21 protein-coding genes, 1 tRNA gene and 1 pseudogene are annotated in these 23,760 nt (G+C 48.1%); 6 read left to right on the top strand and 17 right to left on the bottom strand.

All coding sequences use genetic code 11. The features are described 5' to 3' along the window. Nucleotide 1: 1 nt before the first annotated feature. A complete protein-coding gene (gene katG, locus BST99_RS06110) occupies nt 2-2,173 on the bottom strand; it encodes a catalase/peroxidase HPI (RefSeq protein WP_181044169.1) in 2,172 nt (723 codons plus the stop codon). 117 nt (nt 2,174-2,290) lie between these two features. On the opposite strand from katG, the gene BST99_RS06105 reads away from it, so the two are divergent. The 3 genes from BST99_RS06105 (at nt 2,291) to BST99_RS06095 (ending at nt 4,455) form a co-directional block, all read left to right on the top strand. Beyond that, on the top strand, nt 2,291-3,220 hold the full coding sequence (locus BST99_RS06105; RefSeq protein WP_105001017.1) for a LysR substrate-binding domain-containing protein: 930 nt from the start codon (nt 2,291-2,293) through the stop codon (nt 3,218-3,220). Nucleotides 3,221-3,275: 55 nt separating this feature from the next. Further along, on the top strand, nt 3,276-3,869 hold the full coding sequence (locus BST99_RS06100) for a Crp/Fnr family transcriptional regulator (RefSeq protein ID WP_105001016.1): 594 nt from the start codon (nt 3,276-3,278) through the stop codon (nt 3,867-3,869). A 106-nt stretch (nt 3,870-3,975) separates the two neighbouring features. Beyond that, nucleotides 3,976-4,455, top strand: a complete 480-nt coding sequence (locus BST99_RS06095; RefSeq protein ID WP_105001015.1) for a hypothetical protein — start codon at nt 3,976-3,978, stop codon at nt 4,453-4,455. Nucleotides 4,456-4,524: 69 nt separating this feature from the next. On the opposite strand, the gene BST99_RS06090 is transcribed toward BST99_RS06095, so the two are convergent. The 5 genes from BST99_RS06090 to BST99_RS06070 all read right to left on the bottom strand — a co-directional run bounded on the left by BST99_RS06090 (nt 4,525) and on the right by BST99_RS06070 (nt 10,233). Further along, nucleotides 4,525-5,088: a YceI family protein gene (locus tag BST99_RS06090; RefSeq protein WP_105001014.1), complete on the bottom strand. Its 564-nt coding sequence runs from the start codon at nt 5,086-5,088 to the stop codon at nt 4,525-4,527. Between the two features lie 134 nt (nt 5,089-5,222). Continuing rightward, on the bottom strand, nt 5,223-7,406 hold the full coding sequence (locus BST99_RS06085) for a PepSY domain-containing protein (RefSeq protein WP_105001013.1): 2,184 nt from the start codon (nt 7,404-7,406) through the stop codon (nt 5,223-5,225). Nucleotides 7,407-7,412: 6 nt separating this feature from the next. Beyond that, on the bottom strand, nt 7,413-7,916 hold the full coding sequence (locus tag BST99_RS06080; RefSeq protein ID WP_105001012.1) for a DUF2271 domain-containing protein: 504 nt from the start codon (nt 7,914-7,916) through the stop codon (nt 7,413-7,415). 9 nt (nt 7,917-7,925) lie between these two features. Then, a complete protein-coding gene (locus BST99_RS06075; RefSeq protein ID WP_105001011.1) occupies nt 7,926-9,428 on the bottom strand; it encodes an ankyrin repeat domain-containing protein in 1,503 nt (500 codons plus the stop codon). 133 nt (nt 9,429-9,561) lie between these two features. After that, entirely contained in the window at nt 9,562-10,233 is a 672-nt protein-coding gene (locus tag BST99_RS06070) for a DUF6624 domain-containing protein (protein ID WP_105001010.1), read from the bottom strand. A 201-nt stretch (nt 10,234-10,434) separates the two neighbouring features. Here BST99_RS06070 and BST99_RS06065 point away from each other — a divergent pair, with 201 nt between their 5' ends. After that, a complete protein-coding gene (locus tag BST99_RS06065; RefSeq protein WP_105001009.1) occupies nt 10,435-12,426 on the top strand; it encodes an LruC domain-containing protein in 1,992 nt (663 codons plus the stop codon). Nucleotides 12,427-12,488: 62 nt separating this feature from the next. On the opposite strand, the gene BST99_RS06060 is transcribed toward BST99_RS06065, so the two are convergent. After that, nucleotides 12,489-15,866 (bottom strand): amidohydrolase family protein, encoded by a 3,378-nt coding sequence (locus tag BST99_RS06060; protein ID WP_219843818.1) that lies wholly within the window; start codon nt 15,864-15,866, stop codon nt 12,489-12,491. Between the two features lie 90 nt (nt 15,867-15,956). After that, complete coding sequence (locus BST99_RS06055; protein WP_105001008.1) at nt 15,957-17,825, bottom strand: CocE/NonD family hydrolase; 1,869 nt, start codon at nt 17,823-17,825, stop codon at nt 15,957-15,959. Nucleotides 17,826-17,914: 89 nt separating this feature from the next. Here BST99_RS06055 and BST99_RS14600 point away from each other — a divergent pair. Beyond that, nucleotides 17,915-18,061 (top strand): annotated as a pseudogene (locus BST99_RS14600) (hypothetical protein); the annotation flags it as partial. A gap of 81 nt (nt 18,062-18,142) precedes the next feature. Here BST99_RS14600 and BST99_RS14325 read toward each other — a convergent pair. The 8 genes from BST99_RS14325 to BST99_RS06015 form a co-directional block, all read right to left on the bottom strand. Then, nucleotides 18,143-18,406: a hypothetical protein gene (locus tag BST99_RS14325; RefSeq protein WP_105001007.1), complete on the bottom strand. Its 264-nt coding sequence runs from the start codon at nt 18,404-18,406 to the stop codon at nt 18,143-18,145. A gap of 96 nt (nt 18,407-18,502) precedes the next feature. Next, nucleotides 18,503-18,805 carry a hypothetical protein gene (locus BST99_RS06045; RefSeq protein ID WP_105001006.1) on the bottom strand — a complete coding sequence of 101 codons (303 nt, stop codon included), beginning with the start codon at nt 18,803-18,805 and terminating at the stop codon, nt 18,503-18,505. A 30-nt stretch (nt 18,806-18,835) separates the two neighbouring features. Further along, nucleotides 18,836-19,129, bottom strand: coding sequence for a hypothetical protein (locus BST99_RS06040; RefSeq protein WP_105001005.1), 294 nt, complete (start codon nt 19,127-19,129; stop codon nt 18,836-18,838). Nucleotides 19,130-19,188: 59 nt separating this feature from the next. Further along, nucleotides 19,189-20,403 (bottom strand): DUF3570 domain-containing protein, encoded by a 1,215-nt coding sequence (locus BST99_RS06035; protein WP_105001004.1) that lies wholly within the window; start codon nt 20,401-20,403, stop codon nt 19,189-19,191. A gap of 6 nt (nt 20,404-20,409) precedes the next feature. Continuing rightward, nucleotides 20,410-20,625 carry a DUF4266 domain-containing protein gene (locus BST99_RS06030; protein WP_245916199.1) on the bottom strand — a complete coding sequence of 72 codons (216 nt, stop codon included), beginning with the start codon at nt 20,623-20,625 and terminating at the stop codon, nt 20,410-20,412. Further along, nucleotides 20,600-21,532, bottom strand: a complete 933-nt coding sequence (locus tag BST99_RS06025; RefSeq protein ID WP_105001002.1) for an FAD:protein FMN transferase — start codon at nt 21,530-21,532, stop codon at nt 20,600-20,602. Before BST99_RS06025 ends, BST99_RS06030 begins: the two co-directional genes overlap by 26 nt. Next, the gene (locus BST99_RS06020) at nt 21,529-21,945 is read right to left on the bottom strand and encodes a thioredoxin family protein (protein ID WP_105001001.1); all 417 of its coding nucleotides are present in this window, start codon (nt 21,943-21,945) and stop codon (nt 21,529-21,531) included. Before BST99_RS06020 ends, BST99_RS06025 begins: the two co-directional genes overlap by 4 nt. A gap of 78 nt (nt 21,946-22,023) precedes the next feature. After that, nucleotides 22,024-22,707, bottom strand: coding sequence for a metal-dependent hydrolase (locus tag BST99_RS06015; RefSeq protein ID WP_105001000.1), 684 nt, complete (start codon nt 22,705-22,707; stop codon nt 22,024-22,026). 131 nt (nt 22,708-22,838) lie between these two features. Here BST99_RS06015 and BST99_RS06010 point away from each other — a divergent pair. Beyond that, nucleotides 22,839-22,912: transfer RNA gene (locus tag BST99_RS06010), tRNA-Arg, on the top strand. Nucleotides 22,913-23,101: 189 nt separating this feature from the next. On the opposite strand, the gene BST99_RS06005 is transcribed toward BST99_RS06010, so the two are convergent. Then, nucleotides 23,102-23,635, bottom strand: a complete 534-nt coding sequence (locus tag BST99_RS06005) for a hypothetical protein (RefSeq protein ID WP_105000999.1) — start codon at nt 23,633-23,635, stop codon at nt 23,102-23,104. Nucleotides 23,636-23,760 lie beyond the last annotated feature (125 nt).

Genomic DNA, 23,760 nt, shown 5'->3' with positions numbered 1-23,760 from the left:
ACTAGTTCAGATCAAAACGATCAGCATTCATCACTTTTGTCCAGGCACTTACAAAATCCCGAACAAACTTTTCGTTGTTGTCGTCTTGCGCGTAAAGCTCCGCGTAAGCACGTAAAATTGAATTTGATCCAAAGACCAGGTCAGCACGTGTTGCCGTCCAGACGAACTCGTCTGTGCTGCGCTCACGGATTTCGTACAGGTTCTCTCCGGCCGGGACCCACTTGTAGGCCATGTCCGTCAAGTTCACAAAGAAATCGTTGCTCAAGGCTCCTTCCTTATCGGTAAATACCCCGTGCTTGGTTCCTCCGTAGTTGGTTCCAATCACACGCATACCTCCAAGAAGTACGGTCATTTCTGGTGCAGTCAAGCCCATAAGCTGCGCACGATCCAATAGCATTTCTTCTGGAGTAGAAGAGTAGTCTTGCTTTTGGAAGTTTCTGAATCCATCAGCGAATGGCTCCAAGGGCTCAAAGGAATCAACGTCGGTCATCTCCGCCGTAGCATCTCCTCGTCCTGGAGAGAAAGGAACACTGATGTTAATGCCACCGGCCTGAGCCGCCTTTTCAACACCGATATTTCCAGCCAAAACAATGACGTCTGCTACACTGATTCCGAATTCAGCGGCGATGGCCTCGTAGACGGCAAGGACCTTGGATAGGCGCTCTGGCTCATTGGCAACCCAGCTGTTCTGAGGGGCCAAGCGAATACGGGAACCATTGGCTCCTCCACGCATATCTGATCCGCGGTAAGTACGGGCACTATCCCAAGCGGTAGACACCATCTCCGAAATACTTAGACCAGCCGCTTCGATTTTCGCTTTAACAGCGTCCACATCGTAGCTCGCGTTTCCTGCAGGAATAGGATCTTGCCAGATCAGGTCTTCCGCAGGAACATCCGGTCCGATGTAACGGGTTTTCGGTCCCATATCGCGGTGGGTCAATTTGAACCAGGCGCGGGCAAAGGTGTCCGAAAAGTAAGCGTGATCTTCTTTGAACTTCAAGCAGATTTCGCGGTAAGCCGGATCCATTTTCATGGCCATATCGGCATCCGTCATGATGGGGTTGTGGCGTACGGAAGGATCCAAAACATCAACCGGCTTGTCTTCTTCAGCGATGTCCGTTGGCTCCCATTGCCAAGCTCCAGCAGGACTCTTGCGAAGCTCCCATTCGTGGTTGAACAACATGTCGAGGTAACCGTTGTCCCACTTGGTAGGCTCCTTGGTCCATGCACCTTCAATACCACTGGTTACCGCGAATTGACCGTGTCCTGTATTTTGGTTGTTGGCCCAACCGAAACCTTGTTCTTCGATTGCCGCTCCTTCTGGCTCTGGGCCAAGAATGTCAGCGTTTCCGTTACCGTGTGCTTTTCCGACCGTGTGTCCACCACAGGTAAGGGCAGCGGTTTCTTCATCGTTCATCGCCATACGCCCAAAGGTCTCACGTACCTGAGCTGCGGTTTTTAGCGGATCAGGCTTTCCGTTAACTCCTTCTGGGTTTACATAGATCAGTCCCATGTGGGTTGCGGCCAACGGATTTTCCAGGGTAGAAGGATCTTCCAGGTTGGCGTAGCGGCTTTCACTCGGCTCTAGCCATTTCTTCTCGTCTCCCCAGTAAACATCCTTTAGCGGGTGCCAGATGTCGGTACGCCCGAAAGAGAATCCAAAGGTCTTTAGGCCCATGCTCTCGTAAGCGATGTTCCCGGCTAAAATGAATAAATCGGCCCAGCTGATGCTGTTTCCGTATTTCTTTTTGATCGGCCAAAGCAATCTTCTGGCTTTGTCCAAGCTGGCGTTATCGGGCCAGGAATTTAGCGGAGCGAAACGCTGGTCACCGGTTCCACCACCTCCACGTCCATCAGCGGTGCGGTAGGTTCCGGCAGCGTGCCAAGCCATGCGGATCATAAATCCTCCATAGTGTCCCCAGTCAGCCGGCCACCAGTCCTGGCTGTCGGTCATCAGGGCGTGCATGTCTTTTGTCAGGGCATCTACATCCAGGCTTTTGAGTGCCTCGTGGTAGTCGAAATCCTCGTCCATGGGGTTGGATTTGGAATCGTGTTGGTGTAGAATGTCCAAATTCAAAGAGTTGGGCCACCAGTGTTTGTCGGTTGTGCCGGTCGAAGTGTTGCCTCCATGCATGAAGGGGCATTTTCCACTTCCGTTGTCCATTTCTTTCATTTTCTTGGGTTTATCTAGGGATTTATTCAGTTCTAAAAGTAATTCGCTTGCAAAGATCACTTACTTTTATCCATTTATCAAATAGATAATGGGTAGATTTGTATTTATAAAATAAATATGACTCTCCAGCAGTTAAAATACATCCTCGCACTCGATAAGCACCGGCATTTTGTGAAGGCGGCAGAGAGTTGTCATGTAGCCCAACCCACGCTGACCTTGCAGGTCAAAAAACTGGAAGAGGAAGTGGGGATGGTTCTCTTTGACCGCAGCACCCAACCCTTAAAGCCAACACCTTTTGGGGAATCCTTTATTCAAAAAGCGTCTCGCGTTTTAGGCGAAATGGAGGAACTCAAAACCCTGGTTAAGCAAGACCGCAATCAGATGGTTGGGGAGTTTAGAGTTGGTGTCATTCCTACACTAGCGCCAAGTCTGTTGCCTTTATTTATTTCGGATTTTATGGAGAGCCATCCGACTACCCGTCTGATTATTGAAGAGTTGCAGAGTCACCGGATCATGGAACAACTCGAAAACAAGCAGCTCGATATGGGCCTGATGGCGACGCCTCTGCACGAGAGTAATCTGCGCGAGATCCCCCTTTTTTACGAGCCCTTCTTAATTTTTACGGATCAAAAGAATCCCTTACTCAAGGAGTATACGGTGAACAGTAGTCAACTCAAGCCGGAAGGTTTATGGATTCTGAAACAAGGCCACTGCTTTCGCAACCAGACCCTTAACATCTGTGAATTCGATGTTTCTGAGCAGCACCGCAATTTGGTTATGGAAGGGGGGACCATCGAAACCTTAAAAGAGATGGTTCGGAAGGTTTCTGGCTATACCCTTATTCCAGAGCTCTCTTACAATTCCAAAAACGACCAGCACAATGTGCGTTACTTCGATGAACCCCAGCCGGTGCGTGAGGTAAGTATTGTGGTCCACAAGCATTTCACCAAAGAAAAGCTCATCACAGAAATGCGCAAATCCATCCTGGCCAATACCCCAGAGCACTTTAAAAAGAATACCCGTTTTCAGAAAGTGGAGTGGCGATAATCAAATAGTTAAAACCCCTCTTTTCTGATTACCTTATTACCTCTTTATTGCCATTATGGCGTACCTTTATTCTATGCAAGCACTAATCGATTACCTCAATCAATTTGGTTCTGTTTCCAAGGCGAATATGGACTTTTTGGTTCGCCATATTGAAGAGAAGACCTTGAAGAAAGGGGATCACTTAATTGATTTGGGGCAGCCGGTTAATTCCATGTATTGTATTGAGGAAGGGTATGTGCATTGTTTCGCCTTAAACGAAGAAGGGGAAAAGCTTACCCGCCGGATCGAAGGTCCCATCAGCTGCTGGACTGTACTCGAGAGCTTTTACGATCTGGAACCCTCTCCGGTCGAATGTATCGCCTTGAGTCCTGTCAAATACTTTGAGCTCAGTAGAAAGGGCTACGATGCGATCAAAGCCGAGAACGAAGAGCTCAATGGCCTCATCAGCCGTATCACAGAACGCCTGCTTTCAGAAAAGTTGATAGCGACCATGAAATACTCGTCCATGACCGCGGAAGAACGTTACCTGGATATGGTCGAAAACCAGCCAGATGTCGTCAAAATTGTACCGGTTCAAGCCCTGGCCTCTTTTCTGGGTATTTCGCGCGAAACCCTCCACCGCATTCGCCGTAAACTGGTGACTTCTTAAAGAATTCTTAAAAAAGTGTTAGTGTGTCATTTGACACAGTTTTTCAGGGAAGAGAGTAGGACTTTTATTCTCGTAAAAGTTATTCATCAATATACTATTCTCCACTATGAAAAATGTCATCGCATTTCTATTGTTTGTTGCTCCCGTAGCCCTGTTTGCACAGGCCGGAAACGGGAAGAGTTTTAGCCAATCTGTTCGCTTAAGTACTAATGTCGAGCAAGCTTGGAACAACCTGATCGATTTTAAAATGTTTAAGGAGTGGGACTCCGGTATCGTGGACGTTCGCTGCCAAGAAGAATTGTCTGAGAACTTAGTCTGTCAAGCGATCGCTGCAGACGGAAAAGTATTTGAAGTTGAGATTACCGAATGGGTTCCTGGTCAATCCTACACCCTAAGAACGAAGCTTTCTTCCGGAAACCTCTACATCAAGCGTTCTTTGGAAGGAAAAGAAGTGGCTACGCTAAACGAAACCGTTTGGTTTAAAGGAATCTCGCGCAAGACTTTCGAAAAGTATAAGGGAAGCAACTACGATCAGACGATCGTTGAACGCATCAACGCTTTTAAAGGCTATATGGCTGCTAAGTAAGGCGCTAATCAGTGAAGTGAAAAGCCCGGCGGTATTGCTACTGTCGGGCTTTTTTATGTTTATAACGCTCTAAAGAGCAAAGAGCTGTACGCGGCCTTTCAGCTGGAAGTTGTCGTCAATGGCATCGTTTTTCATCGTTTGAAATAGAGTGGGGGAATTGTAGGTAACCCCATAGTCGATGCGGTTAACATTGACCTTGAATTGCAGGACCACTTCGTCTTCGAGTTGGGTGATGGCCACCTCGAATTCTTCGAACTGGGTCTTGTCTTTTACTGTCAACATTCCGCGCAGCTTGAGGGTTTGCTCCTCTAGGCTAACCGCTTCTTTTAAGGTGAAGCGGGCTTGGGGGTATTTGTCCACTTCAAAGAAATCCGCATTTTTCAGGTGCTTTTCTAATCGGCTGTTATCGTGGCTCAGGCTTTGCATATCGATGATGAGCTCCAGGGAGGTCAGGGTATTCTCTTCGATATTCATTTGGGCCGATTTCAACTTGATTTCTCCACGGGGTTCGTAGGAGCCATAAGCCGCCTTCCCAATCCAGGTTAGGGTCCGCGCTTTTTTGGTTTTAAAGTTTTGAGCTGAAAGGTTTGAGAAGAGTCCGAGGGTGAGGGCCAATAAAAGTGCTTTTTTCATGTCTGTTGCTTTTTGGATTCCAGACAAAGCTGCAAAATGCAAGCAAGCGGTTCGACTCAATTCAGGAAATGAGACCTTTTTGCCGGGTCAACTCGTGAATTGAACCCTTTGAACTTCTAGTAAGTAGCTGTAAGTCAATAGCAATCCATGCGGATCTGCTCCATGTTCTCGAAATCGCTGAGGGGTACACCCAACTCAGTCTGACAGATGTTTTCGAGTACTTCGAGGACCCCATTTTGCATTTTTAAGGAGCCGCAGATCATGATCACCATTTCGTTTTCGAGCCCTTTGGCAACCCAGGAAGCTTTCTGCTGAAGAATATCCTGCACGTACTGTCCCTCTTTTTCTTGAGAAAAAGCGAGCTCCAACGTCTGTGGAGGATAAGCCTCCAGATAGGGTTTATAAAGTTCGTAGGATTCCTTTGTTCTCAGGCCGGCAAGCAGATGGATTTCTTTATCCGAATGATGTTGCTCCAGCATACCCAAGTAAGGGGCGATCCCGGTACCGTTTCCGATGAGCAGCACGTGTTGGGCAAATCCAGGTAAATGGAACTCATGATTCTTTTGGAGGTTGATCATCAGGGAGTCTCCGGGGGCTAATTGGCTCAATAAAGTGGAACAGAGTCCGTGTTCGTGTTTTTTCACGCTGAGGACCAAATCACCAGCGACTTTAGCAATGGAGTATTGACGGATGTTTCCATCTTCCGCCAAGATTCCGGCCAAATCTCCGGAGGTAAACTTGGCTTTCTTTTGCGGCCTTAGCTTTAAGGTGAAGGTATCGTCGAGATTCAAGGCACTTTTTTCGATCACTTCAAAGGGAATATAACGGCGTTTCTTCTTTTTCTTTTTGAGGGGTTCAAGCTTGAGGACTTGCCCACTCTTAGCACTCCACCCTTGAGCCCAGGTTTCGAAAGCCCTGAAATCCTGGTTGTTGATTTTAAAAAGGGGATTGTTCTCTTCGAACCCAGGAAGCTCAGCCAGTTTTTTATCAATATCGATGGCGAAAGCGCAAAAGTCGGGGTATTGCAAGGACCCAAATCCTACTACGGAGTAGTTCAAGGTCTGCTGTTGGGAGACTTCGTCCAGAAGTTTTAAAAAGTGGCGTCCGTTGGTGGTGTGTTCCCCTTCGCCATAAGTCGCAGTTAGAATGATGAGCTCCTCTGCTTTGGGGTACATTTGGTAGGAGTTGAGTTCAGCCACATGGGTTTGTTTGCCCAGATCCAAAAGCGCTTTTTGTAATAGGGCGGCAAAAGCAAAGGTGTTTCCGGTTTCCGAGCCCACCAGCAGTATGGTGTCAGCTTCTTCAGCAGGGACCACAACGACACTGGACTTCTTCGTTTTTCGAGTTCTAACCCCCCAGATACGGATACCGCTGTATAAAAAATAGACCAAACTGATGCCCACTAGCAAGAGCACGATGGCCCACAATAGAGAGCCTTGACCAGTATGCAACAGCATGCTCCAGCGTTGCGCTAAAGTGGTGAACGGGTAGGAGAGTTCACTTAGTGCTTCCCCGGTATATTGGTGCAACCACAGTTCTCGGTCTTGCAAAGCAACTTCAAAATAATCCTCCGGAAATTCAGAAAAGGGATAGCTGAGCTTTCGCAACTCTTCCAAGGGCGTGTTTTTAAAGAGCTCCAATTCGTAAGAAGCTGTTCCATCCATGGTCTCGTCGATCTGTTCAGGTAAGCGGTGTTCCAAGGCTAGGGGAGGCAGCAAAGAGAACTTCTCTAGAGAAAGGTAAACTCCAGTCGCTCCAACAATCAGGATAGGCAGGATGAACCACCGCCCCAGAATAACATGGTAATAGGAAGACTTGTCTTCTTTGGGGATTTTGGAATAGAGTTTCTTCCAGCCACCTTGGCGCTGGAGCAGCAGTAAAAAGCCGGTGATGGTGATCAGACACATCAAAAAAGAAAACAAGCCTACAAAAAAGCGACCGACACTTTTTAAAAAGAGGGAGCGGTGCAGGTTGGTGGTAAAGCGAAAGAGGGCGCTCTTTTCTTCCGGTTCTCCGAGTTTTTTGCCGCTTTCGGGATCCACATAATACCGAAAGCTTGCGCCTTCTGCATCAATTCCTTCCAGGAGTACCCGGTTGTAGCGATCGACTTCCAAAGAGAGGATTTCGGGGTACTGGGCCTCAAGGATCTCCAGGGTTTGCCCAATGGTCTGTTCATTGAAAGAGGCGGAATACGGCTTTGATCCTTCTACCAGGGGTTCAAAAGCCAGGATAATACCCGTTACAGAGGCCAGTAAAAGAAACAGGGAGCTGGCCAGTGCCAGCAATTGATGACTAAACCTCCATACGGATAGGGTCATAGGAGCTTAGGAAGAAGCGGGAATCATTCGCACATAGCGAATGTAACCCTTGCCTTCTTTTTTGGTTTTGAGATTTTCGGTAGTGAGCTCAAACTGCAAGTCATCGGCGTAGTACTTCTGATCTTCCACCGCCGTTTCAAAACGCAGTTGGTATCCCGCATTGATTTTATCGGCCGGGAGTTGGATGACTTGAATGGTTCTTTGGCCTCCGCCAACCGTTGCCCCGGTGATGGCATCAATGTCGCTTTGGTCTTTCTCGTAAAAGGACCACCATTCCGGGATATCGTGGTACCATTCTTCGTCATCTCCCTGCACATAGAGGGTTTCGACGTATTTCCCGTCTTTGTCCAGTAAAGAGACAACGACATAAGCCCCGTGCCCGTTGTAATTGGTCAATTGGATCATGCATTTGTAGCTGACTTTGGTCGGGCCAGGATTGAAGCTTACCAAAAGGCTGGAGATCAGTAGTAGACTGAATAATCCGGTAAAGAGAGTGATCTTTCTTTTCATCTTCTAAGCTTATTTGAGGAAGTCAAGGGAGGTTCCGGCGGCCGAGAGGAGTTCGTTCTCTTTGGCCAGATCCAGTACACTTTCTTCAAATTCTGTTTTCGCGGTTTTGTCTGCCCCTTGGGCGATTAGGTATTTGAGGATATCTTCATTTTTGGCGGACATAGCGGCCAAGTGCAGGGCGGTATTACCGTCCATATTGCGGCTGTTTAAGGCGAGTTGATATTCCTCCAGGCGCTTGAGCAGTGCCAGATTGTTCTCCTTGGCAGCGAGGTGAGCCAAGGTGTTTCCCCCGTGCTGCATCTCTTTTAACGATACCCCTTTGCTTTCGAGCATGGCCAGCTTCGCTTCGAAGGCTTCGGTATTCCGCGGGCTAAAACTGCGAGTGAGGTAGTAGGCGGCTGTATTCCCTTTAGCATCAATAAACTTGGCATCAGCTCCTTTTTCGAGCAAAAAGTTGACCACTTCTGGACTGTTTCTCTGGATGGCGTAGGCCAGAGCAGAACGACCTTCTTTATCCCAGTCGTTGATTCCAAATACCCTGGGAGCAAGGAATTTGATCATCTCTAAAGAGTTCAGGTAGGCCGCATTCATAAAAGCCGTTCTCCCTTCCTTGTCTTTTTCATTTACATCTACCCCTTTATTCAGGAAGTAATTGAAGACTGCTTGGTCTTTTCCACGGTAAGCCAGGATATGGAGGGGGTTTCTTCCTTCGGCATCGGTGACTTTGGGACTGATTCCCAAGCCTTCCAAGTAGTGGAAGAATTCCACTGAATTGGGCTTATTGCGCATGCCTTGACTGGCCATGATCATGGCGTTAGCCGAGCCTTTTCCGTCTTTTACATAAGGCACCTTTTTGGCAAGAAGCTGCTCAATCAGTGTTTTTTGACCGCCTTTGGCAGCGTACTCCACCAAGCCGTTGCCGTTTTTGTCGGTATCCTGGAGACTCAACCCCTTGTCCAAAAAGAAGTCAAAAGCACACAGATCAGAGGTATAAGGAGCGAGGAGGTGCAGCACATTGGCCCCAGCAAGGCTTTTTTGCTCGGTGATATCCGTGCCTTTTTGGATCAAGAAATCGTAGAGGGCGGGATTGGCTTGACCGGCATTGGCGGCGAAGGTCATGACCGTATTTCCGTGGCTGTCTTTTAAATCCAATCGGGCTCCCTGAGCGACCAGGTACTTCATCAGGTCCAGGTTGTTTCGAAGGGCAGCCCAGAACAAATAGGTTCGGCTGTCATGGGTGATTTTGTTGACACCGTTTCCTTCGGCCTTTAAGAGGTGTTGAATTGTTTTGTTATTGGCTTTTTCCAGGATGGCGTAACAGACCGCATCAAATGCATTGGAGTTGAGTTCGGTCAGATCGTTACCGGGAGTTGCTCTGTCTTTTTCTATTTGAGCAATACTGGGATTCGCCTTCCAGTAGTCTCTGTTGAGGAATATATTCTCTTGCGCATTTATAGAAGCAAAAGAGAGGAAAGCGAGTACAGGCAGTAGGGATAAAACGATTTTCTTCATGTGTTCTTTTTGCTAAAGCATCGAACACAAAAATACGACCTAATTTAGATTTGGTATAAATAAAAAGAATAAAACTATAGCGGAAGATTTACTTTCTGAGCACAAGTAGGTCGATCAAAGGTGCACAGGCTCCCTATTCGTACAGCTGAGGTTCTGTAATTCCCTTTTCGGCTAAATAGTCTTTGTTCATAAAGAAATGGGCCTCGGTCATTTGGTTGCAGTACTCTTTGAAAGACTGCAATTTGTATTCTGCTCTGAGGGTCTCGATGTTTAGGGAATCGACCAAGCCGTTTATGGGTATGGCTTGCCCTTTGTCGTTGTAGGTCACCTGCGTGCCAAAGCGCTGTTTCTTTTTCAGGGCCACATTGACCCGGTCTTCCAGCAGGGCGTACTCACTGGGACGTACATTGTTCTTTTTCAACTCTTCCTGCATAACTTCCAGCATTTTTTGCTGAAAAGGCAGGTCGTTGTCTGCGTGTTGAATCACAATCCAAAAGTTACTGCTGGCCTCTTCGCCTACTTGATCAAATCCGAGGTAGCCGTAGGTATCGTACCACTCTTTTACTTGCGCTTGGTGTTGCAAACTAACACTGTCTCGCTTTTCCATAAAGATGTCCCAAGCCTTCTTATGACCCCATTGATCCCTTAATTCCTTTGGAGGGATTCCCGCATAGGCCTGATCCACTTCAAGAATCGTCTGCAATTCTGCTTGAATTTGGGACACATTTTCAGGGGTAAGTTCATTTTGATTTTGGCAAGAGAAGCAAAGGCCAAAAAGGAGGCCCAAAAGCAAGATACGTTTCATGATTGATGATTGAATTCGTCCTACAAATTGCAAAAAATACGGGTGAATAGCCAGCACTGTAAGAATTGACCTTCAAGAAAATTTACCATTCGTCGATAGTCCTTGTCGATCCAACTTGTCAAAACCCAAATTCAGAGCTAATGCAGGAGGACGGGGGTGGTGTCTTTAGATATTGAAATACCAGAATCAAAAGTACGAGTCATGAATAAGACGTTTGTTACGATACTGATTATTAGTGCTTCCTTATCATGTTCCCTAGGGGGTATTGACCAACCCGTTGCAGAGGAAGTAAAGCAGGCGGAAGAAACCGAGTCTAAGATAAGCGATGTGGATTTTCCTGAAGACTTCGATTACGAAACCAGTGCCAAATTCGCATTGGATATTCAGGACAATGACACCGATGCCCACTATAATGTATACCTATATCACAGAGATCTTTTGAATCCTGAGCAGTATGCTATGGCTAATCAGGAGGTGAAGACTGCTAACCAAAAGTATGGCTTAGATAGTATTAATCTTTTGGATGAAATCTTTAGCGGAGCTGCCCAAAATGGGGTTTTGCAAATTCGAGCTGCTATTCCAACCTATACCAATCAGATTTATGTTCGGCGCCGAGTGGGCAAGACTTACCAAGGAACCTTCTTTCGGGCGGAAGAAGGAGTATTGTCTTTGAATACTTCAGCAGTTGGAAAGGGAATGAATTTGACGACGAGCAAGACTGGACACAATACCTATTTGATCGCCATCAATGGGACAGCTGAGCTGAACTTGATCGATCCAACTACAGGAGAGACCGTGCTTTTGGATATCCTTCCTGAAGGAACCAATGCTACTACTTATTCAGCCGAAGAACAGGTTATTTACGCTTTAGCACAGGACCGTAATTTCAGCATTTTACGCAAGTTTGATATTGCAGAGGGCTTTTGGTCTTTTGAGGGCAATGCGGGGTCTCTTGAGGCTCAGAGGATGACCAAGGGTCCTGATGCCAAATCACTTTATGTTTCTAATGGTAATCGTATACGGGTACTGTCTAAAATTGATGCTCGCCTGACTGGGAATTTCCGTATTCAGGGAATGCCAGAAAGCCAGGGTGGCGATATGACGATGACACCGAACGGAGAGCTCTTTATGGCTACTGCGAGCGGAGTGTACGCTTTGAAAATGAATGGAAACAGCTTTGATGCTACTAAAATTAACACGGAGGAATTGCCTTTTGAGCCAACCGGAATTGCAATGGATGAAGACGGGATGCTGTGGATTTCTGACAGCGAAGTTTCTGCCAGTTTGATTCAGTTGAACCCGACTACTGGGGAGTGGAATACCGCTTGGAATAACCTTGGATTTGCGATAACTGACCTGTGCTACGGAGACTGGTCAATTGATATCGATATGACCGATACTGATGGTGACGGAGTGGCTGACAGCAACGATGAGTTTCCAGCGGACCCTAGCTTGGCGTACCGACGGTTTATTCCTTCGAAGAATGGATGGATGACCTTTATGTCAGAAGATCTGTGGCCTTATTTGGGTGACTACGACTTCAACGATACCACCATGGAGTACCACTACGAGTACTTTTTGAATGCTCAAAACCAATTGGTCAAAACAAACGTGTTATTCCGAGTAGTGAATGATGGTGCTGGGATGACCAATGGCTTTGGATTAGCGATGAGAAACTTTGCGAGTAACCAAATAGCTCAGGTAAACGGAAATCGTCTCTTCCACAACTACATAAACCTGGCTAGTAATGGTGTCGAGGCCAATCAGCAAGATGCGGTCTTGATTCTGACCGATGATCACAGTCGTATGGGCCACAAGATTAAAGAATTGTCCATCGAGTTTACGGCGCCTTTGGATGCTGCTGTATACCAGAACTTCGAAATCGATCCTTTCTTGATCGTCAACAAACAAAGAGAAAGAGAAGTGCACTTACCTTTTAAAATGCCAACGGCTCTGGGAGATGCTCAATTCGCAAAGGACGCCACTTCTCAAGATACCGAAGGAAACTACAAAACCGAAAACGGATTGCCTTGGGCCATGCTCCTTCAGGGATCAGTTTATGTGCCTCGTGAGAAAGTAGGAATCGATAGCGTGTTCAACTACTTCCAGGCCTGGGCTCTTTCAGGCGGCCAGGTGAACCAGGATTGGTACTTGGATATGCCAGGGTATATCAATAAAGACAAGATTAAGTAGTCTATACTAAACCATTGACCACTAATGAAAAGCGGGCCCCAAGAGGCCCGCTTTTTGCGTGCTTATTTTTTGATTCCCGGTAAGCCTTCGGGCTTGGGTGTCTGCCAGGAGAAAGGGGCTGCCTTCGCCTCCTCAGGCCAAACCTCGTCCAGGGTATCGGCATTGTAAACCTTCCCGTTCTTGATCACGTAAGCCACTGTATTGGTGTTGCGCAAATCATCTAGGGGGTTCTTTTCGAGAATGACGATATCGGCCAACTTGCCGTCTTCCAAACTACCCAGGTCGCCATCCAATCCGATGTCTTCTGCACCGATAATGGTCGCTACCCGCAGAGCGTCGTGGTTGTTTAAGCCTCCACTAGCCACTGACCACAGTTCCCAGTGGTAACCCAGGCCTTGCAATTGTCCGTGACTACCGATTCCGGCCAAACCACCCGCTTCTACCAAATCCTTGATGAATTCAGCGTGTTTTTGGAATACGTGCTCTTCGTCCATAAACCAACCCGGTCTTCTTCTGGATTTAGAAGCCAACTCGCTGTAAGGCGTGAAGTGTTGGATCTTTTTGTCTCCCCAAACATCTTCACGGGAGTAGAAGTAGTTCTCTGCCCAAGGGCCTCCGTAAGAAACCAACAGGGTAGGAGTCACGGCCATTTTCGACTCGGCCACAGATTGAATCACATCTTTGTAGAGCGGATAAATCGGCAGCGCGTGTTCATGTCCTGGATAACCATCGAGCAGCTGGGTCATGTTGAGTTTGAAGTCCAAGCCACCTTCTGTGGTTGGCATCAGCTTCAACTCACGACAAGCTTCAACCACCCATTGACGTTGTTGACGGTTCCCCACCAAATACATTTTGATGGTTTTGGTGTTGAAGTACTTGCTGTATTGCTTCAAGACCTCTTTGGTGTGGTCCAGACTGGTCAGGTTGTACCCCCAGAACCCAACACCAGGACCGGTGCTGTAAATACGAGGTCCGTCCATCATACCAGCTTCCACCATATCACCATAGGTCAATACATCCGTCGTCGCGGTCTGCGGATCCCGGGTGGTGGTTACCCCATAGGCCAGGTTGGCGGTGTAGGGCCACACTTGATTTTTATGAATACCCCAGGCAGGCCACATATGGGCGTGGGTATCGACAAAACCTGGAACCAAGGTCTTGCCCGAGACGTCAATCACCTTAGTCCCACGTGGAACGGACAGACTTCCGCTGAGCCCAATGGCTTTGATGCGGTTGTTCTGAACCCAGATATCACCGTTTTCGATGACTTCCTTGCCTTTCATGGTGATCAGGCGTCCTCCTTGAAGCAAGAGGTCCCCTTCCGGCGCGTACTTGGTGTAAGGCACCTTGACCTCATACTCTTTGGCCAGGTATTTCGGATCTTTCTTCTTTTCCTTTTTCTTGTCATCCTTCTTTTGAGTACTGTCCTTTTTCTTCTCGAGCTCCTTTTCCTTTTTCTTGGCTGCCGCTAGGCTGTCGGCGAATTGCTCGGAAGCGGCCAAATCGTATTGGAAGTGGCTTGCCCCTAAGGACCAGTGGATTCTCTTGTTATCTGAAGACCAGCTGGGGAATTCACCTCCCATGGTGGTGAGCTTCTTGGCCGGAAAGGCTGCATTCGCTGCATTGGCAAGCGAGAGGGTCGGTGTTTGCCCGTATTTGGGGATCAACATGGAATAGATATCGTTGTTGATCTTGGCCAGGGCGGATTTTCCATCCGGCGAGATGCGAATCTCGTTCGGAATGGAAGAGCGGTCTCTCGGCTCCTTGCCTCCATGGAAGTGAATGATGGAGTGGCCGCCGTACTCATCGTGAATAAAATCTCCGAACCCAAAAGTGACTATTCCTTTGAGGTTCAAGTGCTCTTTTTGATCTGTTCCATCCCAGCGGATAGAGATCAGTTTACGACCGGCCGAAAGGTATATGCGGTCGTCTTTCTTACTGAAATGCGGACGGCCTCGCCCTTTGGATTTGTCGATCATGACCACAGGACCTCCGTCAGCATTGATCCAAACCAGGTCTTCTTGCAGTCTTCCGCTAAAGGGACCGACCATATCGGAGAAGGTCTGGGAACTTCCACGGGTAAAGGCAATTCGATTGCTGTTGTAGGACCATTCGGGGTTCATATAGAGCCCGCTTTCTTGGGTTAGGCGTTGCGGTCTGGCCCGTCCTGTGGTATTGACCTTGTACAAGTGCCCTTCGTTTTTATTCCAGGTCGCAAAGACCAGATATTTGCCGTCAGGCGACCAAGAAGGGTGCGCCTCCACAAAATCATTTTTGGTCAAACGCTTTGGAGTGCCGTTTGGGTAATCCATGATGTACAGACGGTTCAGGGCAGTAAAAGCGAGTTTCTTGCCATCCGGTGAAGGGCGGGCATCGCGAATTTGGGTTGCGAAAGCCGTCTTGTTGTCTTCAATAGGGTATTTGAATTCCAAACGTGGCCCCATATCCAGTTTTACATCCACTTCAAACGGAATGTTTCTGGAGGTTTTGTTAGCGATATTGATGCTGTGGATTTTTCCGCCGTAAGAAACGATCAGTTCCTTGCTGTCTGGCGTAAAGCTCATGGCCGGTAGAACCCCTAGAGGGGCGATGGACTCTTGTTCATCCCGCTGAATAGGGTAGGCCAACCACTCTTCCTTTCCGCTCTTTAGGTCACGCAGGATTAAGCCGGTTTGGTCTTCAAAACGCGTCCCGTACACCAACCACTTGCCGTTGGGTGAAAGGGTCGGAGTAAACGCCGATCCGTATTTAGAGGTTATGGTGGCCCGGTCTCCATCTTCCATATCATAAGTGCCGATCTGGTACTGCGGCAGCTGTGCGTTGTAGTTCCAAGCCCCGCGGCGTTGAGAGAAATAGGCCAGCTTACCGTCTGGAGATACTGCTGGATCAGTGAGTTTTAGGTTGTCGGGTTTAGCCACCAGTTTGCTTCCGGCGCCGCCATCTTTGTGGTAGATATGCGGCTTGATGCTCAGGCCGCCCTTGGTTCCGATGATGTAGTCTCCGTCTGCGGTCCATTCGGCCGAGAAGTGATTCCCCTTTTTGTCTTTGGTGAGCTGCTTGTCCTTTTTGGTGGCCAGCTCCATGGTCCAAATGTTGTCGTTTCCGCTCTTGTCCGAAATAAAAAGGATGGTCTTTCCGTCCGGGCTAAAGCGCGGATGCACATCGTAGGCCATACCCGAGGTCAGGGCCGTCGCTTTTCCGCCGCCAATCGGCAGGGTGTAGAGATCTCCCATCAGGTCAAAAACGATGGTTTTTCCATCGGGACTGACGTCGAGTGAGATCCAGGTTCCTTCGTTGGTCGAGAATTCGACTTTACGAGTCGGCTCCAAGGGAAGTTCCTTGGTGGCCTTTTTCTTTTTGGTTGAGTCTTTGGTTTTTTCTTGAGCGTGTACACCCAAGCTGGCCAAGGCTAGTAAGGCCAGGATAAATCGCATGTTCATTCTATAGGGATTCTTGTAGTGATTCCCTCAAGATACGTATTCTTCCTGGCTCAGAACCTTTTTGTCCTATAATTATATTCTCTAATAATTTTAATACTGAATGGGCAGCATTACCCGCGAAGGATAAGTCTTGGAGTGGTGAATTTTGTTGGTCGCGATGACGGCTTCTGTTTCGTCGTAATTGTTTCCGCCAGTATTCAGGTTTCGTGCAAAACGCGGAAAATTACTGCTCGAGACCTCGATACGAATACGGTGTCCTTTCTTAAAGAGGTTGGAGGTGCTCATCGGACTCATGTCTAGTTTGTAGACCTTGTCTTTTTCCATAAAGACTTCCTTGTCATAGCCCTCTCGGTAACGTACGCGTTGAATGGTTTCATCCAGGTTGTAGGCGCTCCCATCAGGATGTACATCAATAAGTTTGATGGTGAAGTCCGTGTCTTTGGCATCGGAAGAAACGTAGAGTACGCTTTCGATAAATCCACTCACTTCGGTGTCCTTTTCGAGAACCTCAGAGGTGTAGACCAGAATATCATCTCTCAACTCCATGACGCTTTGGTCGTAGGATCCGCCCTTGACCGCATTTCCTGTACAGCAGACATTTCCGCCATAGGACTCCACCGGATTCATGGGATCGTAGACAAAGGTATCTGCCTGATCTCTTTTCGGAGGGCGATTGGCCAAGGTGCCATCTCCGTTGCGGGTATTGGCCTTTCCGGCACTGCTGAGGTAGAAAGCCTTTATCTTGGTCCCGGCAGGTGGCCATTCTTCTGCTGTTTGCCACTTATTCAGCCCCATGGTGTAGTAACGAACCCGCGGCATTTTACGTAAAGCGGTGTCATCTTCCCCTTTGAGCCAGTGATCGTACCAGTCATCGTAAAGCTGCTGGTAGTCTAAACGGGCATCACCAACAGGCAACTCCCCGACAACGGTGTTTTCGGTAGCACGGGTAAAGCCACAGTGCAGGGTAGGAGCGATGACCAGGTATTGGTTATCGGCTACGGCTTTGGAGGAATTTTTTCTTAAATGGTTGAAGAGCTCAATGTTCGGACCGGTGGAAACGTCAAACCAGGAGACAAACCAAAAGGAGGGTTTCTCAAAAGGCATGGTTTCGTGGTAAAGTCCCCCGCTGTACCAGTCCGGATCATTGGGTTTGCGAACGATCATCTTGTCAAAGATTTCGCGTTTACCGTTGATATTCGAGAGAAGTTCCGTCAAAGGAAGGTGGCTCAAAGCCTCCTTCATATCCACTCTGGGGTTCTCTGGAGCCAGATCGTAAAAACGGGAGATACGTATGAGGTCTTCCTGGCTTGCACCTGCCGGAATACGGGGCTTGAATTTGTCGTGTTCCACGCCGTACAACCAAGCCGAAAAGAGCATTTGGTGTGCTCCCCCGCGGTACCAGTTGCCTTGTTCTCTAAAGCGTCCGACGTCCCCGACACCGGCTCCATAGCCTTGAGCAATCAGGGCGGCGTGGGCAGGGTGATTCATACTGGCTACTGCCATTTGCCATTCGGCTGTAGAAGAACAACCAATGGTTCCAATTTTTCCGTTACTCCAGCTTTGATCGGCCAGCCAGGTAAAGGCATCGTAGCCATCGCTGAGGGGCATCCCCAGGATGTCCCATTCGCCTTCCGAAAAATAACGACCCCGTTCGTTTTGAACGACGTAAGCATACCCCCGCTTAATCCAAGGGAGGGCTCTTTGGGCGGTGCGGTTGGTCTTCTTCCCGTCGCGCCAGGTATTAAAGTTATAGGGGGTGCGAGAGAAGACAACCGGGACAGGTTTGTCTGTATTGGGGCGGTAAATATCGGTAGCCAAACGAACACCGTCACGCATGGGGATCATCACTTTTTCTTCGATTACGGCCAGTTCTTCCAGTTCAGCCCAAACGTCTTCTTGGGCTTGCAGGGGGAGGAGAAAGAACAAGAATAGATAGGGGAGTAAGCGTATATTTTTCATCGGTGTGGAATTGATTCAGAGTAAAAAGTACGACAAAATTTCGGCTTACCTTCTCCTCTAAATTGTCATATTTTCTAGAAGGAGCGACCATGCTGAGAGCACCGCAGTACCGCACATTACAAACGCGGGGCCTTGAAATTTGGCGCGATACCGAAGGCCTTGTCACGCATTATGTACTGGCCATGGGAACTACGGGAAGAATTATGGGTACCTCTCTTTACCTCAAGGAACAAAATTTCGATGTACTGATTATTGGAGCCCAGCTTGAAGAAAGTTCAAGCATTTCGGGATTAAGGAGCTGCCAGATCTTTGGTGCTTCACACCTTCACCATCATCATCCAAAAAGCCACAAACAGGGCGAGCAGAATAATGATCTGCAGCATGGTCCTCTCTTTGCGTTTGTGCAAACGCGATCGACTTTTCATGACTCGTCGAATCCTCCGCATTTCCTGCGGATCGGCTTCGTTAAAGTTAAATTCAGATTCCCCGTGTGATGAAGACATGGAATCATTTTCATTCTTTTTAAACAGCGTAAGCCCTTTGAAAATATTCAGGGCATTTGATCCAGAAGCGTTACCCATAATTGTTCGTTTATTTATAGGTAGCGAAAAGTCTTACAATGTTACATTAACGTTAAGAGAAAATTTTAACTCATTGATAGTCAGCGATTAATTGGCTTAAAAATTCAGCCTTTCCATACCGTAGCTCAGTAGGGTGATCCAGGCTGCAATAGCAATCAGAATAAAGGCGACAATCCCGAGTAGCCGCATACTGGATCGGTGATCCCGCTCCGCCTTTTCGCGAATGCGCTCTTTGATGAGTTGCAGCTCGGTTTCGGCCACCTGTTTAAACTCCAGTTCAATCCCGCGCTTAGACTCCCGAAGTTCCTCCTTAAAGCGTTTGTCGCGGCGTTTTTTAAGTAATGCTCTGTTTTCTTTCAGCGATTTGTTCGCCGAAAGCATATGTCCTCCTCCTCCCATGATGATAAATTTGATTGATGAATAATTGGTCTAACTGAAAGTTGCTAGCATGATTCTGACGACAATGACCAGTACAATGATGCTGAAAATGGCATAGAGCAGCATTTCGCGGTTTTGGCTTTTTTGGGCTCTTTCGCGAATTTCCTCCTTAATGAGGTAAAGCTCTTCTGCACTCACTTCTTTAAACTCCAAAGGCGTATTGACGACTGTCCCCTCATGGAGTTCATCTAGAATTTCGCGATTTCGTGATTTGCGCTTTTTGAGTTGTTCCCGGTTGGCACGCATCATCTGATTCGCATACTGTGCAAATCCTCCCCAGCTCATAATTGTTCGTTTATTTATGTGTAGGAAAAGGATGAAAAATGTTACAAGAGGGGTCGGAGCTAGCGCTGTTTCTTGTCCAAGGAGGTTTCGATACTCAACGAAATTAAGTGCCCGTAAAGGCCGTTGGACCGGTTGTAGTAGCTGTAGCGCAGGTTCATGGCGTTGAACTTCATGCGCTTCGAGACATAGGCCTGGGGACTGTAGCGTAATTGGGTGCCCAGGGTCCAAGTATGAAAGTCGGCCAGGTCCCAATCCGAGGTGGCGTAGTCGGCACCGGGGTTGTGCTGTCCAATGGGAGCAAAGTAGCGGGACCCTTGCTGGGTGTAGTAGCGAACCGAGGGGGCTACAGACCAGCTGGGATCGAGCTTGATGACGGTTTCGTTTTCGATGCTGATACCGCGAACTCCAAAGCTATCGGCATAGCCGTTGATGGTGTTGCGCAAGATGTAGCGTCCGCCCAAAAAGGCGTTGAGTTTTAGGCCGAGGGAGCCTTTGTAGCGGTAGGAGGGCAGGGCTTCAACGGCGAGGGTGCCGTCGTCAAAATAGACGCGGTGAAAGGGGGTCGAAAGCAAGCCGTCCTGGTAGGTGAACTCCGGATAGATCCCCAGCAGTAAGCGTTTATTAATCACCTGATCCAAGCCGAACTGAAAGTTGTAGGAGTGCCGCTTGGTGTTTTCGTGCCATTCCCGAAACCGAAGTTCCTCTGGGTAAATCAAACGACGGGGTTTAAAGAGGTTCAGCCCATCCTGCAGGCGACCCCAGCGAAGGTCGTCCCAGAAACGCTGAAACTGGACCGAGTAGGTCCGGGTTTTGTCTTTGTTTTCGAAGAGCATCCCGGCCTTTAGACTGAGCGAGAGGTAATCACTTTCGATCGACAAACCTCCTCCCGTATACCAGGTGGTTTGCTCATCTTTCATGAGGTGGCTCACTCCGTAATTCAGGTAAGAGCGCGCGTCCAGAATAGAGGCGGAAGAAACCACGAAATCAATATTGTCGGTGGAGGCGGAAGAGATGATGTCGGCTCCCACATTGGTCGAAAAGACCGTGCGCCCTTTGGTCTTGGTCAGGGTGAGGGAAGGGCCGTAGACATAGAGTTCTTCCGTTCCCAGACCACCGGTGACGGCTGAATTGTTGCCGTCTTGGATGTAGTTGTTGTAGACCAGCTCAACATCGGTCCGGTTGACTTTGTTTTCTTTGGGGATATCAGAATTTTGCCCTTGCGCAAAGAAGTGCACAAAGGCCAGCGTTCCCACAAGAAAACTGTTCTTTTTCATCTGCTGTTAGTTACATCCGCAGCCCCCACTGCCTTTTGCTCCGGAAGCCGGCGTGGAGCCTTCCCGAATCGAAAAAACATAGCCTTTATAAAGGCCGCAGGTGTCGCTTTTGAGCTTCATAGCCGCATCGTCCAGGTACTGCCTTTCGTAGGGCTTTACACTGGCGCAGGAGGCGAACCCCAAGAGCAATACAAGACTAAGCAACAGCTTCAATGGCTTCATAGTGCAGGTGTTTAGAAAAATGCAGGTTGTTGTTATCGTCAATAAAGAGGGCGTGGGTCTGGGGCAATTGGTTCACCAGGGCCAGGCCGTTTTTGACGCCTTTGACAAAGAGAGCCGTCGCCAGGGCATCGGCCAGCTCCGCACTCGGGGCAATGACACTCACACTCTTCAGCCCGGTGGTGGGCTTGCCCGTTTTGGGGTTGAGGGTGTGGGAGTAGCGTTTGCTTGGTGCATAAAATGCTGGTGGTAATCGCCGGAAGTAGCCAGGGCCTGATTGTTCAGGTAGATGCAAAAGCAATTGCTCCGGCTGGTCCGGATGGCTGATTCCGATCTTCCAAGGTTCTTTGGATGGCCGCGTTCCAAAAGCACTGAGGTCTCCACTGGAATTGATAAACCCTCCAGGAACACCCCGTTCTTGCCAAAGGTGTTTGACTTTGTCCGCGGCATAGCCCTTGCCGATGGAGGCCAGGCTAAGGCGCATATTCTTTTGGTTCTTGGTGATCTGTCCGGGGCGACTCAAATTGAGCTTATTCCAGCCCACGGCTTTTAGTGCTTTTAGGCGGTCGCTATCGGAAGGCGGGCAAAAGTCTTTGTTTTTGAATTGATAGAGGCCTTTTAAGGGGCCTACGCTAATATCAAAGTCCCCTTTGGTCAGGCGCGAAAGCCCTTCAGAGCGGCGCAAGAGGCCGTAGGTCTCTTCACTGATCGCCACAGGAGTACCCGGGGAAGCTTGGTTAATTTTAGAGATTTCGGAGCCTTCCTGAAATTCAGAAAGCAAGGCTTCAATCCGCTGTATTTCTTGTACCCCGAGGGCAATCCAGGACTTGGCTTGCTGGTGATCCGGAGCGACCACACCGAGGGTGAACTGGCACCCCATGAGTTTGTGTTGCTCCTGGTATTCGATCACGGCTTCCTCTGTATTGCAGAGGTGACGAGTTCTATGAATTCCTCCGGGTTTTGGTTGCGGTAAGGGATGGTCTGGGATTCATCGGAGCTGGTTTTGACCAGTAGGACGGTCGGAAACACTCCTCTAAAGCCGTAGCGTTCTGCCAGGGCTTTGTTTTGAGCCAGCACCTCGGCATCAAGTTTTTTGCGCTGAGGAAAATCCACTTTTTGTACGGCAATGCCTTTTTCTTCAAAGAAGGCTTGGGTCAGTTCTTTGGAGAGGACTTTCTTTTCAAGACGGCGACAATTCGCGCACCAGTCGGAACCTTCAAAGACCAACAGGCGGTAGGTGTTTTCTTGGGCCGAAAGAAAACTGAGGCTGCAAAAAGCAAGGAGAACTGCCAGGTGTCGAAAAGAGCGTGTAAATGGTTTCATAGCGCAAAAGCTGCCTTCTAAATTAAGGGTTTTGCGTTCTCAGCAAGGGTTTTGATGTAAGGAAAGCGTTAAATCCCCCTAAATTTCATGGTATTCCCCTATAGCTGGTAAGAGCAGTTCGATGCCTTGGGAGGCAAAATGGCTTTTCGCCTTGTCCTTATCCAGAGCGATGGGAGGGAAGGTGTCGTAGTGGTAGCCCATGGCTGTTTTGCATTGCACGAATTGCGCTGCCATAGCCGCTTCTTCAATCCCCATGGTGAAATTATCGCCAATCGGGAGGATGGCCAGGTCAAGTTTATACCCCAGCTCCGGAATCAACTTCATATCGTAGGTCAAGGCGGTGTCTCCTGCAATATAGAGGGTCTTGCCATCGGCTTCGATCACAAAGCCACCCGGATTCCCTCCGTAGGAACCATCAGGTAGTACACTGGAGTGGATAGCCGTCACGTACTTGACCACCCCAAAGTCAAAAGTCTGCTTTCCGCCGTGGTTCAGTGGATGCCCATTGAGCCCTTTGGCCCCAAACCACTGGGTTACCTCATAGTTCGAAATAATAGTCACCCCTGGATTGTTTGCTGCAATGGCTTCCACATCCAAAACGTGGTCCATATGCCCGTGGGTCAAAAGAATGTAATCGGCCTTCAGGCTATTGAGATCAATGTCTTTGGCCAGCTCGTTACCGCTGATAAAGGGATCGACCAAAAGGATCTTATCACTGAGTTCTATTTGTAGAGAGGCGTGGCCTAGAAAGGTAATTTTCATCTGGAAGTGGATTTGTTAGGGCGGGCAGAAATCTCTTTACCGCTTTCTTCAAAGTTAAGGGGAAGAGCTCGAAATATTCCGCTTTAAAAAACGGCAAAACTTTGTACATTTGCATCCCTTTTAGGGCATCTGGTCGCGTAGCTCAGCTGGATAGAGCATCTGCCTTCTAAGCAGACGGTCGCAGGTTCGAATCCTGCCGCGATCACTACAAGCACAAACCCCGCATCGAAAGATGCGGGGCTATTTTTTGCGGAAATGCGAAGCTTGCTTTGGTATTTCCGAGAAAATAAACCGTCAGCGCGCTAGGCGCTGGGGTTTGTATTTGCAAAGGGGAGGGTTAAGGATGCAGAAGGCAATCCTATGTTGAATAATAGTGCACTCAGCATTTACGATTTCATTCTATCGGTCTCCATTTTCCTTGCTTGAAGAATACATTGTGAAATTTGGGCGATTTAAACACCAAATAGAAATCCCAAGTACTTCTGTAAGTTGTCGGATTACTTGTCAAAATATGGTGAGTCGATTGTTCCATTTCAATAATTAGGCGTGCGGAATCATATGGTGTCGTCGTTGTAATTTTCCCCCGAAATGTTTCCAATATTTTCTCCTTGTCAGTCACGTAGAAGAAAATAGAATCTTCTTCTGTTATTTCAAATCGATAATGATTGTATTGCCAATCAGTCTGTTCGCCTTTGAAATAGTCCCTATTAATAACATATTCGCCGTAGTAATCGTCCTTGTCCAATTGTGTTTTTGAAGTCAACCACCCAGCAATGCCCGATAGAAGAACTAGTCCAATGAATCCTAGCCAAATGAGTCCAAGTGCTTTTCCATAAAACACTTTTTTTGAAAGAAGCCAGGCTATCAAAAGAATCCCTGTCAATGGGAGAAGAATGAAAATGAAGAATAAATTAAATCCGAATCCCATTGTTAATTTTAGGCACCTGCTTATTGACAACAATAGGGAAAGTTCAATTATAATTCTCCTGTGTGATTTTCAGCTGTAGCCTTCCCTAAAAATGTAGCCTTCAAAAGGGCAAATCTTCAATCACA

It is taken from the genome of Aureicoccus marinus (assembly GCF_002954325.1).
GTDB lineage: Bacteria > Bacteroidota > Bacteroidia > Flavobacteriales > Flavobacteriaceae > Aureicoccus > Aureicoccus marinus.
This window is presented reverse-complemented; position numbering and strand designations above follow the sequence as displayed.

Bases quoted from the DNA above. Each gene is read 5' to 3' on its own strand.
- katG (WP_181044169.1), bottom strand. From the start codon at position 2,173: ATGAAAGAAATGGACAACGGAAGTGGAAAATGCCCCTTCATGCATGGA.
- BST99_RS06105 (WP_105001017.1), top strand. From the start codon at position 2,291: ATGACTCTCCAGCAGTTAAAATACATCCTCGCACTCGATAAGCACCGG.
- BST99_RS06100 (WP_105001016.1), top strand. From the start codon at position 3,276: ATGGCGTACCTTTATTCTATGCAAGCACTAATCGATTACCTCAATCAA.
- BST99_RS06095 (WP_105001015.1), top strand. From the start codon at position 3,976: ATGAAAAATGTCATCGCATTTCTATTGTTTGTTGCTCCCGTAGCCCTG.
- BST99_RS06090 (WP_105001014.1), bottom strand. From the start codon at position 5,088: ATGAAAAAAGCACTTTTATTGGCCCTCACCCTCGGACTCTTCTCAAAC.
- BST99_RS06085 (WP_105001013.1), bottom strand. From the start codon at position 7,406: ATGACCCTATCCGTATGGAGGTTTAGTCATCAATTGCTGGCACTGGCC.
- BST99_RS06080 (WP_105001012.1), bottom strand. From the start codon at position 7,916: ATGAAAAGAAAGATCACTCTCTTTACCGGATTATTCAGTCTACTACTG.
- BST99_RS06075 (WP_105001011.1), bottom strand. From the start codon at position 9,428: ATGAAGAAAATCGTTTTATCCCTACTGCCTGTACTCGCTTTCCTCTCT.
- BST99_RS06070 (WP_105001010.1), bottom strand. From the start codon at position 10,233: ATGAAACGTATCTTGCTTTTGGGCCTCCTTTTTGGCCTTTGCTTCTCT.
- BST99_RS06065 (WP_105001009.1), top strand. From the start codon at position 10,435: ATGAATAAGACGTTTGTTACGATACTGATTATTAGTGCTTCCTTATCA.
- BST99_RS06060 (WP_219843818.1), bottom strand. From the start codon at position 15,866: ATGAACATGCGATTTATCCTGGCCTTACTAGCCTTGGCCAGCTTGGGT.
- BST99_RS06055 (WP_105001008.1), bottom strand. From the start codon at position 17,825: ATGAAAAATATACGCTTACTCCCCTATCTATTCTTGTTCTTTCTCCTC.
- BST99_RS14325 (WP_105001007.1), bottom strand. From the start codon at position 18,406: ATGGGTAACGCTTCTGGATCAAATGCCCTGAATATTTTCAAAGGGCTT.
- BST99_RS06045 (WP_105001006.1), bottom strand. From the start codon at position 18,805: ATGGGAGGAGGAGGACATATGCTTTCGGCGAACAAATCGCTGAAAGAA.
- BST99_RS06040 (WP_105001005.1), bottom strand. From the start codon at position 19,129: ATGAGCTGGGGAGGATTTGCACAGTATGCGAATCAGATGATGCGTGCC.
- BST99_RS06035 (WP_105001004.1), bottom strand. From the start codon at position 20,403: ATGAAAAAGAACAGTTTTCTTGTGGGAACGCTGGCCTTTGTGCACTTC.
- BST99_RS06030 (WP_245916199.1), bottom strand. From the start codon at position 20,625: ATGAAGCCATTGAAGCTGTTGCTTAGTCTTGTATTGCTCTTGGGGTTC.
- BST99_RS06020 (WP_105001001.1), bottom strand. From the start codon at position 21,945: ATGAAACCATTTACACGCTCTTTTCGACACCTGGCAGTTCTCCTTGCT.
- BST99_RS06015 (WP_105001000.1), bottom strand. From the start codon at position 22,707: ATGAAAATTACCTTTCTAGGCCACGCCTCTCTACAAATAGAACTCAGT.
- BST99_RS06005 (WP_105000999.1), bottom strand. From the start codon at position 23,635: ATGGGATTCGGATTTAATTTATTCTTCATTTTCATTCTTCTCCCATTG.